We start from the raw sequence: 14,652 nt of genomic DNA, 5'->3' as shown, positions 1-14,652 counted from the left end.
GCCTCATCGGGGCGTGTCCCCGGTGAGGCCCCTTTTTGTTCCACAAACTAGTTGCGCAGAAACTAGTTGCATGGATACTATTACTGCAGCGGTCGCGAGGGTGATCGAAGGAACCGGGGAAGGCAATAGTCATGAACGGCATCAAGAAGGCACTGATCATCGGCGGCGGCATCGCGGGCCCGGTGACCGCGCTGGCGCTGCAGAAGGCCGGCATCGAGGCGACGGTTTACGAGGCGTACCCGGCCGCGGCCGACACCGGCGCGATGCTCACCGTCGCGCCGAACGGCCTTGCGGCGCTGGGGATCATCGGCGCGGACAAGCTTGTCGAGGCCGCCGGGCACCCGCTGCACAGCATGGTGATGGAGACCGGCACGGGCCGCACGCTCATGCAGGTCGACGCGCTGCCCGGCCTGCCGCCGAGCTGCACCATCCTGCGCTCGGACCTGTTCCGGGTGCTGCACGACCACGCGGTCGCCAACGGCATCACCATCGAGCACGGTAAGCGGCTGGTCGACCTCGAGCAGACCGAGACGGGCGTGATCGCGCAGTTCGAGGACGGCACCACGGCCACCGGCGACATCCTGATCGGCGCGGACGGCATCCACTCCACCGTGCGCACCCTGATCGACCCGCAGGCCCCCGGTCCGGAGTACACCGGCCTGATGAGCTTCGGCTTCGGCGAATTCACCCCGGACGGAAAGCTTTCCGACGGCGGCGAGGGCGATATCGAGGCGATGCACTTCGCATTCGGCAAGCGTGCCTTCTACGGCTACTGGCGTCAGCCGAACGGCAAGTATGTCTTCTTCAGCAACTTCCCGCAGGAACAGCCCATGACCCTCGCCGAGGCGAAGGCCGTGCCCGCCGAGGACTGGCTGGCGAAGCTGCGCGCCGCCCACATCGGCGACACTCCCGGCGAGCAGCTGTTCGCCGAGGCCGGCGTCGAGGACATGATCGTCACCGGCCCGATGGAGCGGATGCCCCACGTGCCCAACTGGTTCCGCGGTCGTGTGGTCCTGGTCGGCGACGCCGTGCACGCCCCGTCCTCCAGCTCGGGCCAGGGCGCGTCGCTGGCCATCGAGTCGGCCGTCGAGCTGGCCCGCTGCCTGCGTGACATCCCGGACCCCGCAGCGGCTTTCGCGGGCTACGAGCGCCTGCGCCGCCCCCGCGTCGAGGACATCTCGGACAATGCCGCCAAGACCAACAACGGCAAGACCTCCGGCCCGGTCGCCAAGGCCCTGTTCGGTCTGATGATGCCTATCGCGACCCGCACCTTCCTCAAGCCGGAGAAGATGTTCGGCCCGGTGCACCGTTTCGTCATCGACTGGGACGTAACGGTTACCGCGTGAGTCGGGCACAGTGATCCCCGGGGGCGACTCGGGGATTTCGCCTGTTGCGGGCGCCGGTCAGCGACGCAGCGCCCGGTACCCGGTCCAGAGCAACAGGCCCGCGCCCACCACGACGAGAACACCACCGAGGTAACTCCATTCGGAGTGCCCGGTCATGGGCGATCCGTGCAGGGAACCGGTGCCCTGCACGATCCAGATCACTCCGATGATGCACAACACGACGCCGATCACGGCCGAAACGATTCGCCCCATGACAACTCCTCGGTGGTCTCATCTCAGCATAGGAGTTCAAGGAGCGGGCCGTGTGACGAGACCAGACTGTAGGCGGACCGAGCATCGATCTTCCGCTGGGCCATCCGGTGATGGTCCCGGACCCAGTGTCACGGTCACGAATCCGCCAGTAGAGCGCAGTGCGTGGTTGCCACGTCGGTTGAGGGTGCCCCATCCTGACGCTTTTATGGCCGTGCCGAGAAAGAGGTATGGCCATGACTATTTCCGAGAAGGCACCCGCCCGACACCGGCTGGCTCGGGCTCTCGTAATGGGCTCACTCGTAGTCTTGCCGATCGGCTACGCCGCGCCCGTGCTGGCCGCGCCGCTCACCTTGGCCGACAACGACTACGACAACGGTTGGCGCCAGGACTGCGATCACACCGGCCAGAACAGCTGGCAGCAGGACCGCGGCCAGTGGGGGATGAGCTGCGACCACGGTCGTGGCCACTGGGAGTGGCGCGACTACGACTGGCGCTGGCATCACGACCGTGACGAAGCCCCGGCGCCGACCCCCTGGAACCCCTTCGGCAGCCTGTGACCGTTCCTGATGCCGTCCCGCGCGCCCATGCGGCGCGCGGGACGGCCGAACACTGTCGTTCTCGCGATGGTCAGCCGTTGGCCAGCGACCGCGCGATGACCAGGCGCTGGATCTGGTTGGTGCCCTCGAAGATCTGGGTGATCTTGGCCTCGCGCATGTAGCGCTCGACGGGGAAGTCCTGGGTGTAGCCGTAGCCGCCGAAGACCTGGACGGCGTCGGTGGTGACCTTCATGGCGGCGTCGGTGGCGGTGAGCTTGGCGACGCTGGCCTGGCGGGAGTAGGGGAGGCCGGCATCGCGGCGGCGGGCGGCGTCGAGGTAGGTGGCGCGGGCGGAGTCGACGGCGGCGGCCATGTCGGCCAGGACGAAGCCGAGGCCCTGATGGTCGATGATGGGGCGGCCGAAGGCTTCTCGCTCCTTGGCGTAGGCGACGGCGTCGTCGAGGGCGCGCTGGGCGATGCCGGTGGCGACGGCGGCGATGCCGAGGCGGCCGGAGTCCAGGGCGCTGAAGGCGATCGGAAGGCCCTGTCCCGGTTCGCCGATGAGGCGCTCGGCCGGGAGGAAGACGTCGTCGTAGGCGGCGGTGGTGGTCGGGACCGCGCGCAGGCCCATCTTCTCCTCGGGCTTGCCGAACGACAGGCCCTCGGTGCCGGCGGGGACCAGGAAGCACGAGATGCCGCGTGAGCCCTCGCCGGTGCGGGCGAACAGGGTGTAGTAATCGGCCTTGCCGCCGTTGGTGATCCACGCCTTGGTGCCGGTGATCCGGTAGCCGCCCTCGGCCTCGACGGCCCGGCAGCGCAGGGCCGCAGCGTCGGATCCGGCGTGTGACTCGGACAGGCTGTAGGCGCCGATCAGATTGCCGGACAGCATTTCCGGCAGCCAGCGCTGCTTCTGCTCGTCGGTGCCGTAGGCGAACAGCGGATGGCACGACAGGCTGTGCACGCTCACCGCCACCGCGACCGCGGCCCAGCGTGCGCCGAGCTCCTCGAGCACCTGCAGATACACCTCGTACGGCTGCCCGGCCCCGCCGAACTCCTCCGGATACGGCAGGCTCAGCAGCCCCGCCGCACCGAGCGCGCGGAACGCCTCGGCGGGGTAGCGCTCCTGCTTCTCGTACTCCACGACCTGGGGCTCGAGCACCTTGTCCGCGATATCGCGGGTGAGCTCGATGAGGTCGCGGGCTTCGGGCGTGGGCAGCAGGCGATCGACGGGCATACCGGTCACATTACGACCGACACCCAATTGCGTGCAAGGGAGCACGCAATTTCGCCAGGCGGCTAGACTGACCAGGTGGTATCCGGTCTGCCCCCGAACAAGCATCAGGAGAAGAGTCTCCGCACCCGAGCGCTGCTGCTGGACGCGGCCATCGAGAGCCTGGCCGAGGTCGGGTACGCGAGCGCGTCCATCGCCGACATCACCGCGCGGGCCGGGGTGACGCGGGGCGCGCAGCTGCATCATTTCCACACCCGGCAGGAATTGTTCGCCCAGACCATCGAGCATCTGACGCAGCGGCAGGGGGAGGCGCTGCAGCGGCGGGAGCGGACGCTGTCGCGGGCGGTGTCGGCGGGGGAGGTGCTGGTCGAGCTGGTGACCGCGCCGTTCGCGGGGAAGCTGGGCAAGGCGGCGGTGGAGCTGTACGTCGGCATCGCCAATGACAAGGACCTCCGCCGGAACATGCTGCGCGTGCAGCACGACCTGACGATCGAACTGCTCGACGCCTGCGGGCGTTTCATCGACGCGCCGCGCGAACGCCTCGAGGCCGCGTTCTGGCTCACCATCAACCTGGTGCGCGGCGCGACCCTCGACGAGATCGTGGGACGGGATCGCCTGCGGCGCAAGCAGGTTCTCGCCGATTGGGCGCGGCTCGCCGAGGGCATGCTCGGGTGAAACACGAACGTTCGCGGTCGCGATAACCGACCGTTGGATGGTTCGTGTGTGCCCGGCGGGCCGGGCACACCCTCGGGGGAGGGACGCCGTCGTGGCGATCAATCGGCGAAATCTGTTGCGGGCGGCCGGACTCGGCGTGAGCCTGGCCGCACTCGGATCGGCGACCGGCTGCGTGCCGGAGGTGCCAGCGGCGCAACCGCCTGCCGGAAAAGTGGATTGGGTTGGGCTACGGCAGCGCTTGAGCGGGACACTGAATCTGCCGTCCGACTCCGGTTATGCGACGGCGAAACTGGCCTACAACCCCGCGTTCGACACCCGGCAGCCTGCGGCAATCGCGCAGTGCGCCACGGCTTCCGATGTGCAGGCCTGCGTCGGTGCCGCCGCGAGTGCGAAGATCCCGGTGGCGGCGCGCAGTGGCGGGCACAGCTACGGCGGCTACTCCACACCCGACAACGGCCTGGTCGTGGATCTGGGCGGGATGAGCGGGGTCGAGGTGAAAGCGGACGGCACCGCGGTCATCGGTGCGGGCACGCGGCTGATGGACGTGTACTCCGCGCTGGCCCAGGCGGGCCGCTGCCTCCCGGCCGGGTCCTGCCCGACGGTCGGGATCGCCGGGCTGACGCTCGGCGGCGGGGTCGGCGTGCTGGCCGGGAAGTACGGATTGACATGCGACAACCTGGTTTCGGCGCAGGTGGTCACCGCGGACGGCACGCTGCGGACCGCCTCGGCGACCTCGGAACCGGATCTGTTCTGGGCGCTGCGCGGTGGCGGTGGCGGCAACTTCGGCATCGTGACCTCGTTCACCTTCCGGACCGTGGCGGCACCGCGGCTGGCGGTCTTCCAGGTCCGCTTTCCGGCCGGATCGCTGACCGACGTGCTGGGCGCCTGGCAGACGTTCACCGCGTCGGCTCCGGACGAATTCTGGTCCACCCTCGGTCTTTCCGCCGGGAGCCCGCCGACGTGCCGGATCAATGGCTGCTATGTCGGATCCGAGAGCGAGATGAACGGTCTCGTCGACAAACTGGTGGCAGCCACCAAGACCCAACCGTCCAACAGGTATTCGCTGACCAAGGACTACCTATCGGCAATGATGTATTTCGGCGGGTGCGCGAATTATTCGGTGGAGCAGTGCCGGCCGAATTGGAATGGCGGGGGAGTATTGGGTCGCGAGTCGTTCACGGCCTCCTCGCGAGTACTGACCACACCGCTTTCCGACCCGAGTCGGTTGACTGCACTGGTCACCGGACGGGAAGGGATGGATATTCTGCTGGACAGCCTCTGCGGGGCTCCCTCGCGAATCGGCGCGAAGGACACGGCTTTTCCGTATCGCGGCGCACTCGCGACCGCCCAGATCTATGTCGGCGCCACCACATCGGATGCGCGGAACGCCGTGAACGAGGTACGGGATCGGCTCGGCGACCTGACCGGGAACACGGCATTCGTCAACTACATCGACCCCGACCTATCGAATTGGGGCAGCGCCTACTACGGCGACAACGCGTCTCGTCTGCACGGCATCGCCGAGCACTACGACCCCAATGGCGTCTTCACCTTCGACCAGTCGGCGGCGAAGGTCTGACGGCTCAGAACGGTGCGGGCAGCCGAGCGTAGACGGTCGGAGAGCCGGCCAGGGCTGTCCCGCGCGCCCACGAGGTGATGCCGACCAGCTTGCCGTCGATGAGTAGCGGTCCGCCGCTGTCGAATTCGGCGGTGTCGGCCTCGGTCGAGCCGGCGCACACCATCTCGGTGGCATCGAAGACGCCGGGGTAGTCGGCGGCGCAGTCGGCATCGGAGACCAGTGGGACGGTGGCGCGCCTGAGCACGGTGTTGGACAGGTCGTTTTCGGAGGTCCCGCCCCAGCCGAGCACGGTCGCGCTGCCGCCCTGCGGCGCGGCGATCGGCACGGTGGGTCGGTGCTGTGGGGTCGCGAGGGTCAGGATGGCGAGGTCGTGATAGTAGACGTTGACGCCGTCGACCGTGCCTGTGCGGAAATCGGGGTGCAGGTGAACATTGGTGACGCTCACGGTGATTCCGTCGTGCGAAGTCAGGTCGCTGCGATCGAAGGTGACCGTCAGCGCCTGCGGCAGCAGCTGGGCGATCGCCACACAGTGGGCGGAGGTGAGCACCTGGTCGGGCGCGATGAGCGCGCCGCCGCAGAACTGGCCGGAGGCGCGGGGGAAGAACAGCGGGGTGCCGACTGCGGCGAGCCAGGGATAGTCGCCGGCCTGGGCTTCGGTGCCGCCGACCACGGCGTTCGCCGGGAGCGTGGCGGGGATGACGCAGCCGATGAGCGCCGCGGCGAGCACGGCGATCCGGCGGGAGATCGACATCTGGCCATTCAAACAGAGATCAGGGAGTTTCGACGAGCGGAGGTGTCGGTCCCCCGGAGTACGGTCGCGAACATGACCTCCTGGACCGAGTTCGCCGCCGCCGCACCCCGCATCTCGACCATCTTCACCCGTCGTCATGCCGCCACCGGCAACCTGTGCATGCTCGCCACCCTCCGCAAGGACGGCTTCCCGCGCATCAGCCCGCTCGAACCGCGCATCTTCGAGGGCGAGCTATGGCTGGTCGGCATGCCGGGGACGAAGAAGTTCGCGGATCTGGCCCGCGACCCGCGCTTCTGCCTGCACACGGCGACGGTGGACACGCAGGTCAGCGATGGCGACGTGAAGATCTTCGGCACGGTGCACGATGTCCAGGATCCCGAGCTGCAGCGGCGCTGGGCCGAGGACCTGTTCGCCGAGAGCGGGTTCGACCTGCGCGGCCGCAAGTTCGAGCCGTTCTACGCCGTCGACATCACGGGGGCGTCGTCGGTCGAGATCGTGGACGGGCGCATGGAGGTGACGGCCTGGAAGCCGGGGCAGTCCGAGCACGTGGTCGAGGTCTCCGATGCAGCGGAACCCGCGACGACATAACGTGCAATATTGCATCGAGTGCAAACAAGCAAACGATGCAAGTGCGCACGAAGTGCTGAACAAGGGTGTATTTCAGCGCTTTTCGGGGTCGGGATGCGGTGAGGAGTGGGTGTGGTGATGGAAATCCACCCGCCGCGGGGCTATCGGGAGCGGCTGTCGGGGGTCGGCGGCGCGGTGGTGTGGACTCGCGAGGGCGTCGTGGACACGGATCTGCCCGTGCTGCCGGACGGCAGCATGGATCTGCTGTGGATCGACGGGCGACTCTCGGTGGCGGGCCCGGACACTCGCGCCTACCGTCCGCCGGTGGGATTCGCCGACCGGATCACGGGGATCCGCTTCTTCCCTGGCGCCGCTCCGGCTCTGCTCGGGGTGCCCGCGCACGAACTACGCGACGCCAGAGCTGATCTCGCCGACCTCTGGTCGCCGGCAGACCTCCGCCGCGCCTCCGAGCTGATCGCCAAGGCGCCGAATCCGGCGGTCGGTCTCGAGACCATCGCACGCTGGCGTGCGAGCGAGACCGATGCCGCGGATCCGATGGTGCGATTCATCGTGACCTCGTTGGGCTCGGGGATGTCGGTGTCGGCGACGGCCGAAGAATTGGGGACGGGTCCGCGGCGGCTGCATCGACTCTCCTTGGCGGCCTTCGGGTATGGGCCGAAGACTCTGGGCCGGGTATTGAGGATGCAGCGGGCGTTGGCGCTGGCGCGGGGTGGGATGGGGCTTGCGGAGGTTGCCGCATCAGTGGGATACGCGGATCAAGCGCATTTCACTCGGGATATTCGAGAGTTTTCGGACATGTCGCCCGGGCAATTGCTTGGGTTAGTGGAAATGTCCTTGGTCTGAATTTCCTTATATCACATGGTAATTCATGCTTTATTGGCATGTGGCAGACGTATAATTGATGCATGGATTCGAAGGGGGAAACACTCGACACGTGCGGCATCGCCGACCTGGCGACCGCCGTCGAAACCCTGTCGAATTCCGTCCTCAACGGAAACCTCACCCCGTTCTCCGACGATGATGTCGTGGAGTTGATGCAGCGCCTGGAGACCTGCAAACGTCAACTGTCGGCGCTGGATTCACGTCTGATCATCGAAGCCTGCAACCGTTCACTGCCCGAAGGCAGCGGGGCAAAAGACGTGGTGCCATTCCTGCGGCAGACATTGGGATTGTCGAGGTACGACGCGTCGGTGCGAGTGAAGATCACCCGCCAGTGCGGAGAATTCTTCGAACCCACCGGCCACCTGCGCCCGCCCACCTTGGCCGCAACCGCCGAAGCCTATGAGGCAGGCGACATCTCACGCGACCACGTCCGCAACATCATCGACGTCATAAACCACCTGCCCACCGACATCCCCGCCGAGACCCGCGCCGAGGCCGAAGACATCCTCGTCGGCCACTCCCGGGTCGGCTGGCCCGACGACCTGCCCAAGATCGGCCGCGACATCCTCGCCCGCATCGACCCCGACGGCAAGGTCGTCTCCGACACCGACCGCCGCCGCCGACGCGGCCTCATCCTGGGCCGCCCCGGCGTAGACGGGATGAGCTGGATCGAAGGCTGGATCACCCCCGAACTGCGGGCCCTGCTCGATGCCGTCTTCGCCAAGCTCGCGCGTCCGGGCATGTGCAACATCGACGACACCGACAGCGTCGCCGCCACGGTCAAAGTCGTCGATTCCAAGGTGCTGGAGGCCGCCGCGCGTCGTGACCGTCGCGATGCCGGTCAGCGCACCCACGACGCGTTGTTCGCGTTGCTGCAGCCCGGTGTCGACCCGGCCAAGCTGGGTTCGCACCGTGGCCTGCCGGTGCAGGCCATCCTGACCATGTCCGTCGCTGATCTCGAGCGTGGTTCCGGGGTCGCGACCACGGCTTCCGGTGGGCACGTCTCCATCGACGAGGCCCTGAAGATGGCCGAGGGCACCCGCCCGGTGCTGGCGGTCCTCGACGCCGACGGGCTGCCGCTGTACCTGGGCCGGTGCGAGCGACTGGCCACTCCCGCCCAACGGTTGGCGTTGATCGCCCGCGACAAGGGCTGCACCCGACCGGGATGCGATGCGCCCGCGTCGATGTGCGCGGTCCACCACATCACCGACTGGGCCAAGGGCGGCCCCACGGATCTGACCAACCTGACCTTGGTGTGCGATCACTGCCATGCGCTGGTCAATGACAGTGCCGACGGGTGGAAAACCGTTGTCATGGGCAAAGATTCCCCTCATCAGGGGCGGATCGGGTGGATTGCCCCGAAACGTCTTGACCCCACCGGCATTCCGCGCGTGAACGACAGGCATCACGTGGGGCAGTGGGTCGCCGCTGCGATCGATTCCAGTTGCCTGAGGTGGGGTTCACGGGCGGCGTGATTCGCGGCTGCTCGTGTCGGGCTGGCGTGCGCAGGGACGGGGAAGTGTGGTCACCTCGCCTGCCCTACCGGACTCGAGCTGACGCCAGGTTGACAGCCGCCACCCGCCGATCCCGGCCCACGGACTGCACCCATCACCTTTTACGGACACCCCCACCGCCACCTCACCGCTGATCCCCGAACCCACAACGCCCACAGTCATATTCCCGCCACGGCGATTGCCGCGGCCATCTCCACCACACTTACCTCCGTGACCGTGGAATACCTCCTGCAGTAACCCCACATGTGGCTTCAAAGGTGAGCGGGCTGGTAGGTGGAGGCGCGGACGTGAGCCCGGCCCCTCCCTTCTCCAGGCGTCTGTTGATCCTTTGTCTTTTCGTCCTTGGGCCTTGCCGCTTTACGCGAGGGCGGCGTAGAGGTCGACACCATTCCCGTCGGGGTCGAGGACCGTGGCGTACCGCTGACCCCAGAACGCATCGAAGGGTTTGAGCTCAGCGCGGTAGCCTGCGCTGACCAGCTCTTCGAACTTCTGGTCCACCCGGGCGGGTGAGCCGCAGTCACACGCGAGACCGATTCGCCCGGCCCCGGGAACCGCCTTCCAGTTCGGATGGAATGACCGGACTGTTTGCTCGGTGTCGAGCATCAGCTTGATACCGCCGCCCAGGTCGGCGTCCACGTGCGGCTGCTGCTCGGAGCCGTCGGCGAACTCCACGCCCAGACGCCGATAGAACTCCAGCGAGGCACCCATGTCCGTCACCACGATCCCGATCACATTCAGTCGAATAGCCATATCCGAACGGTATGCGACCCCATCACGAGAGGTCTTGAAGAAATCGGACAGTCAGCGGGCGTGGACCGCGGCCAGGCGGGCGGCCCGGATCGCATTCCAGAGTGGCCGGAGTAGGGCCTCCTGTGCGGCCACGGCGGTCGCGGAGGTGGGGGCCGAGGCTGGCTCGCGTTCGGCGACGGTGAGGATCGCGGCCACCTGGTCGGCGGTATCGAGGATCCGCCGGGCACGCAGGGGCATCGAATCGGGGTACTTGTGCTTGGTATGTCCGGCCAGTTCGGCTTCGACGAGTTCGCGAGGCCCGACTCCGCCGGACCCGAGCCGGGTGGTCTGGAGCTGCTGGAGTGCGTCGGCGGCATCGCGGACCGCCTCCCGCATGGTGTATTCGGCTTCGCCCAGCGGCATTTCGGGTGCGAGCGCGAAGGGGATCGGTGCCGAGTAGACCCGCCATTGCAGTGCGTCGTCGTCGGTCCAGACCGGTACCAGCCCGGTACCGGACGATCCGGCCGTCCCGATCAGAATGCCTTCCTCGGCTTCGGTTGCGGCGGCGGTGAATTCGGTGCCGACCGGGAGTCCGCGCACGTCTCCGGGAATCGGCAGCACCAGCCGCATCTGTGCCTCGGGCCCGTCGATCGCTTCGCGGATGACTTTGAGCAGCACCATGATTCCCGCCCCGGCCACCGCCGCGGGCTCGTCGTCGGACGCCCACGGTAATCCGGTGCGCCCGCCGGTCACGGGATCCCCGGCGGCCACCGTCTGCTGGGGAGCCCAGGCGCGCAGCGCGTCCAGCACGTCGTCGGGGGCGCTGCGGCCGGCCAGCCAGGCACCGGCCCAGACCGTCAGCGATGCACTCGGGGAACTCATGCATTCGAGGATAACTGGCGGGCTACTCCTGCTCGGTGACGAAATCGATCAGTCGTTCGACCGCGCCGATGAGCGGGGTCTCGAGGTCGCGGTAGGAGTTGACCGCGTTGTAGACGCGCCGCCACCCCTCCTGCGGCGTGCCCCAGCGTAGCCGCTGGCAGATGCCGGTTTTCCAGTCCTCGCCGCGAGGGACATCGGGCCAGGCGGGGATGCCGACGGCCTGCGGGCGGACGGCCTGCCACACGTCGATGTAGGGGTGGCCGGTGACGAGAACGTGCGTGCCCAGGCCCTGGGTCAGGCCGGATTCCTTGGAGCCGGTGATCAAGTGGTCGACCAGGACTCCGACGCGCCGGGTCGGTCCGGGCTGGAATTCGGCGAGTTTGGCGCCGAGATGGTCGAGGCCCTCGAGCTGTTCGACCACCACGCCCTCGACCCGCAGGTCGTGTCCCCACACCCGTTCGACCAGAGCGGCGTCGTGCACACCCTCCACCCAGATGCGGCTGGCCTTCGCGACGCGCGCCTTCAGCCCGTCGACGCGGGTCGATCCCGAGGCGGATCGGGTGGGCTGCGTGGGCGCGGCGGCGGTCGGCTTCACGAGTGTCACCGGCTGCCCGTCGATCAGAAAGGCGGCTTCCCGCAGCGCGAACAGCCGGACCCGCCCCCTGCGATCCTCGAGTTTGACGAACTCGCCGTCGTAGCTGCGATCGAAACCCACTACGGCGCCGCAGAATCCGGTGGCCGCGTCCTCGGCGACGAGGTCGCGTTCGGCGACCACGCGGGGCACCTCCCGTTTCTGCTTGCGCGCGTGCCCGGAGAAGATGTCGCCGTACCGTTGGTGCCCACTCACCGCGTCGAGGTTACCGGCGGTGAGCGGGAATCCCCCTCGCGCCGCGCCCATTCCGATATGTCCGGTAGAAAGCGCGGAGTGATCACGAATACCGGCCGTAACCCGCGATTACGGTTACTGTTGGTGACGTGGCCGCAATAGTTTGGCTGGTCGCGGGGATCCTGCTCGCGGCGGCCGAGATGCTCACGGGCAGTCTCGTGCTGATCATGCTGGGTGTTGCCGCGCTCATCACTGCGGGCGCCAACGAGCTCACCGGCTCGTCGGTACTCATCGACGCGGTGGTGTTCAGTGTCTCGTCGATTGCCCTGCTCGTACTGGTCCGCCCATTCCTGTTGCGGCGCTACGCGATTCCGCCGCCGCATCAGACCGGGGTGGACGCGTTGCCCGGCAAGACCGCGAAGGTGCTCGAAACGGTCGACGAGCACGGCGGTCGCGTGAAGCTCGGTGGCGAGGTGTGGAGCGCGCGTCCCTATGACGCCGCGGAGTCCTATCCCGTCGGTTCGACCGTGTACATCATGAGGATCGACGGCGCCCACGCCGTCGTCATGAAAGGGCCGTGATGGCTGTACTGATAGTCGCCGTCGTACTCATCCTGCTGGTCGTGGTGGTGGTCTTCAAATCGGTGGCCCTGGTGCCGCAGGCCGAGGCCGCCGTGATCGAGCGGCTGGGCCGGTATTCGCGGACGGTGTCCGGGCAGCTGACCTTCCTGGTGCCGTTCGCCGATCGGGTGCGCGCCAAGGTGGATCTGCGCGAGCGGGTGGTGTCGTTCCCGCCGCAGCCGGTCATCACCCAGGACAACCTGACCGTGCAGATCGACTCGGTGGTCTACTTCCAGGTCACCAGCCCGCAGGCCGCCGTCTACGAGATCTCCAATTACATTGCGGCCGTGGAACAGTTGACGATCACCACGCTGCGCAACGTGGTCGGCGGGATGACCCTCGAAGAGACCCTGACCTCCCGCGACCAGATCAACACCCAGCTGCGCGGGGTGCTCGACGAGGCCACCGGCCGCTGGGGTCTGCGGGTGTCGCGTGTCGAGCTGAAGGCCATCGATCCGCCGCCGTCGATTCAGGAATCGATGGAGAAGCAGATGAAGGCCGACCGTGAGAAGCGCGCCATCATCCTCACCGCGGAAGGTCAGCGGGAGGCGTCGATCAAGACGGCCGAGGGCCAGAAGCAGGCGCAGATCCTCGCGGCCGAAGGCTCCAAGCAGTCGGCCATCCTCTCCGCCGAGGGCGAGCGGCAGTCCCGCATCCTGCGCGCGCAGGGTGAGCGGGCCGCCGCCTACCTGCAGGCGCAGGGCCAGGCCAAGGCCATCGAGAAGGTGTTCGCCGCGATCAAGAACGGCAAGCCGACTCCCGAGCTGCTGGCCTACCAGTACATGCAGACCCTGCCGCAGGTCGCCAAGGGCGACGCCAACAAGGTGTGGCTGGTGCCCAGCGATTTCGGCAAGGCCCTCGAGGGCTTCGCGCGCGGCTTCGGCAAGCAGGGTGAGGACGGCGTGTTCCGGTACGAGCCGTCCGAGGACGGTGCGGCCGCGGAAGCGCCCGAGAACGATGCCGACGAGGTGGCCGACTGGTTCGACACCGCCACCGACCCGGCCACCCAGCGGGCCGTCCGGGCAGCCGAGGCGGATGCGCGGGCACCGGTCGAGCCGGTCGGTTTGCCGCAGACCTCGACCCGGCCGAATCTGGAACAGCGGTCCCCTCAGCAGCAGCCGGTGCAGCCGCAGTACCGCCAGGAACCCCCGGACCAGCGCTGGCAGAACCCGCCTCCGCCGCCGCGTCCGCTGGGCCGCTGACCGTCCGGGGTATCGAACACAGGGATCGAATTAGGAACTGGGGCCCTCTCGACACTGTCGAGAGGGCCCCGCTGATTCCCTGGCGAGCGCTGCGGGATCAGTTCTGCGAGCCGCCGAAGTGCTCACCCGCGATGGAACGTGAGGGCTCACCGTCGACGCCGACCGGCACGTCGCCCTCCAGGGTCGTGCGGTAGAGCACGCGGGTCACGTCCAGGTGGGTGAGGTCGCCGGGTGCGAGGTGCGCGGTGGCACGGTTGTCCCAGAACGCGACACTGCCCTTCTCCCAACGGAATCGGACCGTGTACGCCGGATCGGAGAGTTCGGAGTAGAGCAGTTCCAGCAGCGCGTCGCTCTGGCGCGGGCTGAGGCCGACGATGCGGGTGGTGAAGCCCGGGTTCACGAACAGCACGCGTTCGCCGGTCACCGGATGCACCCGCACCACCGGGTGTTCGGTGATCAGCGGTGCGGCCGCGACCCGCTTGGCGTAGTCGCTCTCCGCGTCCCAGGCGGGCAGTTTGCCGCCGAATCGGTGTTCGGCGCGCAGTCCGTCGAGGAAGGACTTGAGCGAATCCGGCAGGCCCGCGTAGGCGGCGGCGAGGTTGGTCCACTGGGTGTCGCCGCCGCGCTCGGGCGCGATCTCGGCCCGCAGCAGCGAGGCCGCCGGCGGGTTGATGAGCGGCGAGACGTCGGTGTGCCAGTGGTTGGTGTAGCTGAATTTCTTCTTCCCGAACCGCTTTTCGTACAGGCGGCTGTCGACGGCGAGGATCTCCGGGTACTCGGTGGGCGCGTTATCGTCGTACGGGTGCGAGGGCGTGACCGTGCCGAATCGCCGGGAGAAGGCGATCTGTTCGGCGTGCCCGATGTGCTGGTCCCGGAAGAACAGCACCTTGTATTCGGGCAGCGCGGCGGTGAGTACCTCGATCTGGTCGTCGGTGAAGTCGTCGCGCAGGTCGATGCCGCTGATCTCGGCGCCGATATGCCCGGCGACGGGTCCGATGCGGAAGGTGCCGACCTGATTCTCGGTTGCGGTGGTCATGTG

Annotated in this window: 16 protein-coding genes; 9 read left to right on the top strand and 7 right to left on the bottom strand. The window is 67.7% G+C overall.

Annotated elements, in window-relative coordinates:
- The first annotated feature begins 131 nt into the window (after positions 1-131).
- Positions 132-1,346: an FAD-dependent monooxygenase gene (locus tag ACFXIV_RS42685; protein WP_379402668.1), complete on the top strand. Its 1,215-nt coding sequence runs from the start codon at positions 132-134 to the stop codon at positions 1,344-1,346.
- 57 nt (positions 1,347-1,403) lie between these two features.
- Here the strand turns inward: ACFXIV_RS42685 and ACFXIV_RS42680 are convergent, their stop codons facing one another.
- Positions 1,404-1,598 carry a hypothetical protein gene (locus tag ACFXIV_RS42680; RefSeq protein ID WP_379402667.1) on the bottom strand — a complete coding sequence of 65 codons (195 nt, stop codon included), beginning with the start codon at positions 1,596-1,598 and terminating at the stop codon, positions 1,404-1,406.
- Between the two features lie 233 nt (positions 1,599-1,831).
- On the opposite strand from ACFXIV_RS42680, the gene ACFXIV_RS42675 reads away from it, so the two are divergent.
- Positions 1,832-2,155 carry a hypothetical protein gene (locus ACFXIV_RS42675; RefSeq protein ID WP_379402666.1) on the top strand — a complete coding sequence of 108 codons (324 nt, stop codon included), beginning with the start codon at positions 1,832-1,834 and terminating at the stop codon, positions 2,153-2,155.
- A 70-nt stretch (positions 2,156-2,225) separates the two neighbouring features.
- Here the strand turns inward: ACFXIV_RS42675 and ACFXIV_RS42670 are convergent, their stop codons facing one another.
- Positions 2,226-3,368 (bottom strand): acyl-CoA dehydrogenase family protein, encoded by a 1,143-nt coding sequence (locus ACFXIV_RS42670; RefSeq protein ID WP_379402665.1) that lies wholly within the window; start codon positions 3,366-3,368, stop codon positions 2,226-2,228.
- A gap of 75 nt (positions 3,369-3,443) precedes the next feature.
- Between ACFXIV_RS42670 and ACFXIV_RS42665 the strand changes: the two genes are divergently transcribed.
- Both ACFXIV_RS42665 and ACFXIV_RS42660 read left to right on the top strand, forming a co-directional pair.
- Entirely contained in the window at positions 3,444-4,040 is a 597-nt protein-coding gene (locus ACFXIV_RS42665; RefSeq protein WP_379402664.1) for a TetR family transcriptional regulator, read from the top strand.
- A 91-nt stretch (positions 4,041-4,131) separates the two neighbouring features.
- Complete coding sequence (locus ACFXIV_RS42660; RefSeq protein WP_379402663.1) at positions 4,132-5,619, top strand: FAD-binding oxidoreductase; 1,488 nt, start codon at positions 4,132-4,134, stop codon at positions 5,617-5,619.
- 4 nt (positions 5,620-5,623) lie between these two features.
- Here the strand turns inward: ACFXIV_RS42660 and ACFXIV_RS42655 are convergent, their stop codons facing one another.
- Complete coding sequence (locus tag ACFXIV_RS42655) at positions 5,624-6,370, bottom strand: S1 family peptidase (protein WP_379402662.1); 747 nt, start codon at positions 6,368-6,370, stop codon at positions 5,624-5,626.
- Positions 6,371-6,442: 72 nt separating this feature from the next.
- Here ACFXIV_RS42655 and ACFXIV_RS42650 point away from each other — a divergent pair, with 72 nt between their 5' ends.
- From ACFXIV_RS42650 to ACFXIV_RS42640, 3 genes are all read left to right on the top strand, one after another.
- The gene (locus ACFXIV_RS42650; protein ID WP_379402661.1) at positions 6,443-6,958 is read left to right on the top strand and encodes a pyridoxamine 5'-phosphate oxidase family protein; all 516 of its coding nucleotides are present in this window, start codon (positions 6,443-6,445) and stop codon (positions 6,956-6,958) included.
- Between the two features lie 117 nt (positions 6,959-7,075).
- A complete protein-coding gene (locus ACFXIV_RS42645; protein WP_379402685.1) occupies positions 7,076-7,801 on the top strand; it encodes a helix-turn-helix domain-containing protein in 726 nt (241 codons plus the stop codon).
- A 62-nt stretch (positions 7,802-7,863) separates the two neighbouring features.
- On the top strand, positions 7,864-9,315 hold the full coding sequence (locus ACFXIV_RS42640; RefSeq protein ID WP_379402660.1) for a DUF222 domain-containing protein: 1,452 nt from the start codon (positions 7,864-7,866) through the stop codon (positions 9,313-9,315).
- Between the two features lie 396 nt (positions 9,316-9,711).
- Here ACFXIV_RS42640 and ACFXIV_RS42635 read toward each other — a convergent pair whose 3' ends face one another.
- Genes ACFXIV_RS42635 through ACFXIV_RS42625 form a run of 3 tightly spaced genes read right to left on the bottom strand, consistent with a single transcriptional unit; the run spans position 9,712 to position 11,812 of the window.
- Positions 9,712-10,104, bottom strand: coding sequence for a VOC family protein (locus ACFXIV_RS42635; RefSeq protein WP_379402659.1), 393 nt, complete (start codon positions 10,102-10,104; stop codon positions 9,712-9,714).
- A 51-nt stretch (positions 10,105-10,155) separates the two neighbouring features.
- Positions 10,156-10,965, bottom strand: a complete 810-nt coding sequence (locus ACFXIV_RS42630) for a hypothetical protein (RefSeq protein ID WP_379402658.1) — start codon at positions 10,963-10,965, stop codon at positions 10,156-10,158.
- 22 nt (positions 10,966-10,987) lie between these two features.
- Positions 10,988-11,812 carry a DUF3097 domain-containing protein gene (locus tag ACFXIV_RS42625; RefSeq protein WP_379402657.1) on the bottom strand — a complete coding sequence of 275 codons (825 nt, stop codon included), beginning with the start codon at positions 11,810-11,812 and terminating at the stop codon, positions 10,988-10,990.
- 128 nt (positions 11,813-11,940) lie between these two features.
- On the opposite strand from ACFXIV_RS42625, the gene ACFXIV_RS42620 reads away from it, so the two are divergent.
- Entirely contained in the window at positions 11,941-12,372 is a 432-nt protein-coding gene (locus tag ACFXIV_RS42620) for an NfeD family protein (protein WP_357007533.1), read from the top strand.
- Complete coding sequence (locus tag ACFXIV_RS42615) at positions 12,372-13,613, top strand: SPFH domain-containing protein (RefSeq protein WP_379402656.1); 1,242 nt, start codon at positions 12,372-12,374, stop codon at positions 13,611-13,613. The genes ACFXIV_RS42620 and ACFXIV_RS42615 overlap by 1 nt, the downstream gene beginning before the upstream one ends.
- A gap of 97 nt (positions 13,614-13,710) precedes the next feature.
- Here the strand turns inward: ACFXIV_RS42615 and ACFXIV_RS42610 are convergent, their stop codons facing one another.
- On the bottom strand, positions 13,711-14,649 hold the full coding sequence (locus ACFXIV_RS42610) for a TauD/TfdA dioxygenase family protein (protein ID WP_379402655.1): 939 nt from the start codon (positions 14,647-14,649) through the stop codon (positions 13,711-13,713).
- Positions 14,650-14,652: the final 3 nt, after the last annotated feature.

Source organism: Nocardia sp. NPDC059236, assembly GCF_042754085.1.
In the GTDB taxonomy this organism is placed as follows: domain Bacteria; phylum Actinomycetota; class Actinomycetes; order Mycobacteriales; family Mycobacteriaceae; genus Nocardia.
The sequence above is the reverse complement of the archived record's forward strand: the minus strand, read 5'-3'. Positions and strand labels throughout refer to the sequence as shown.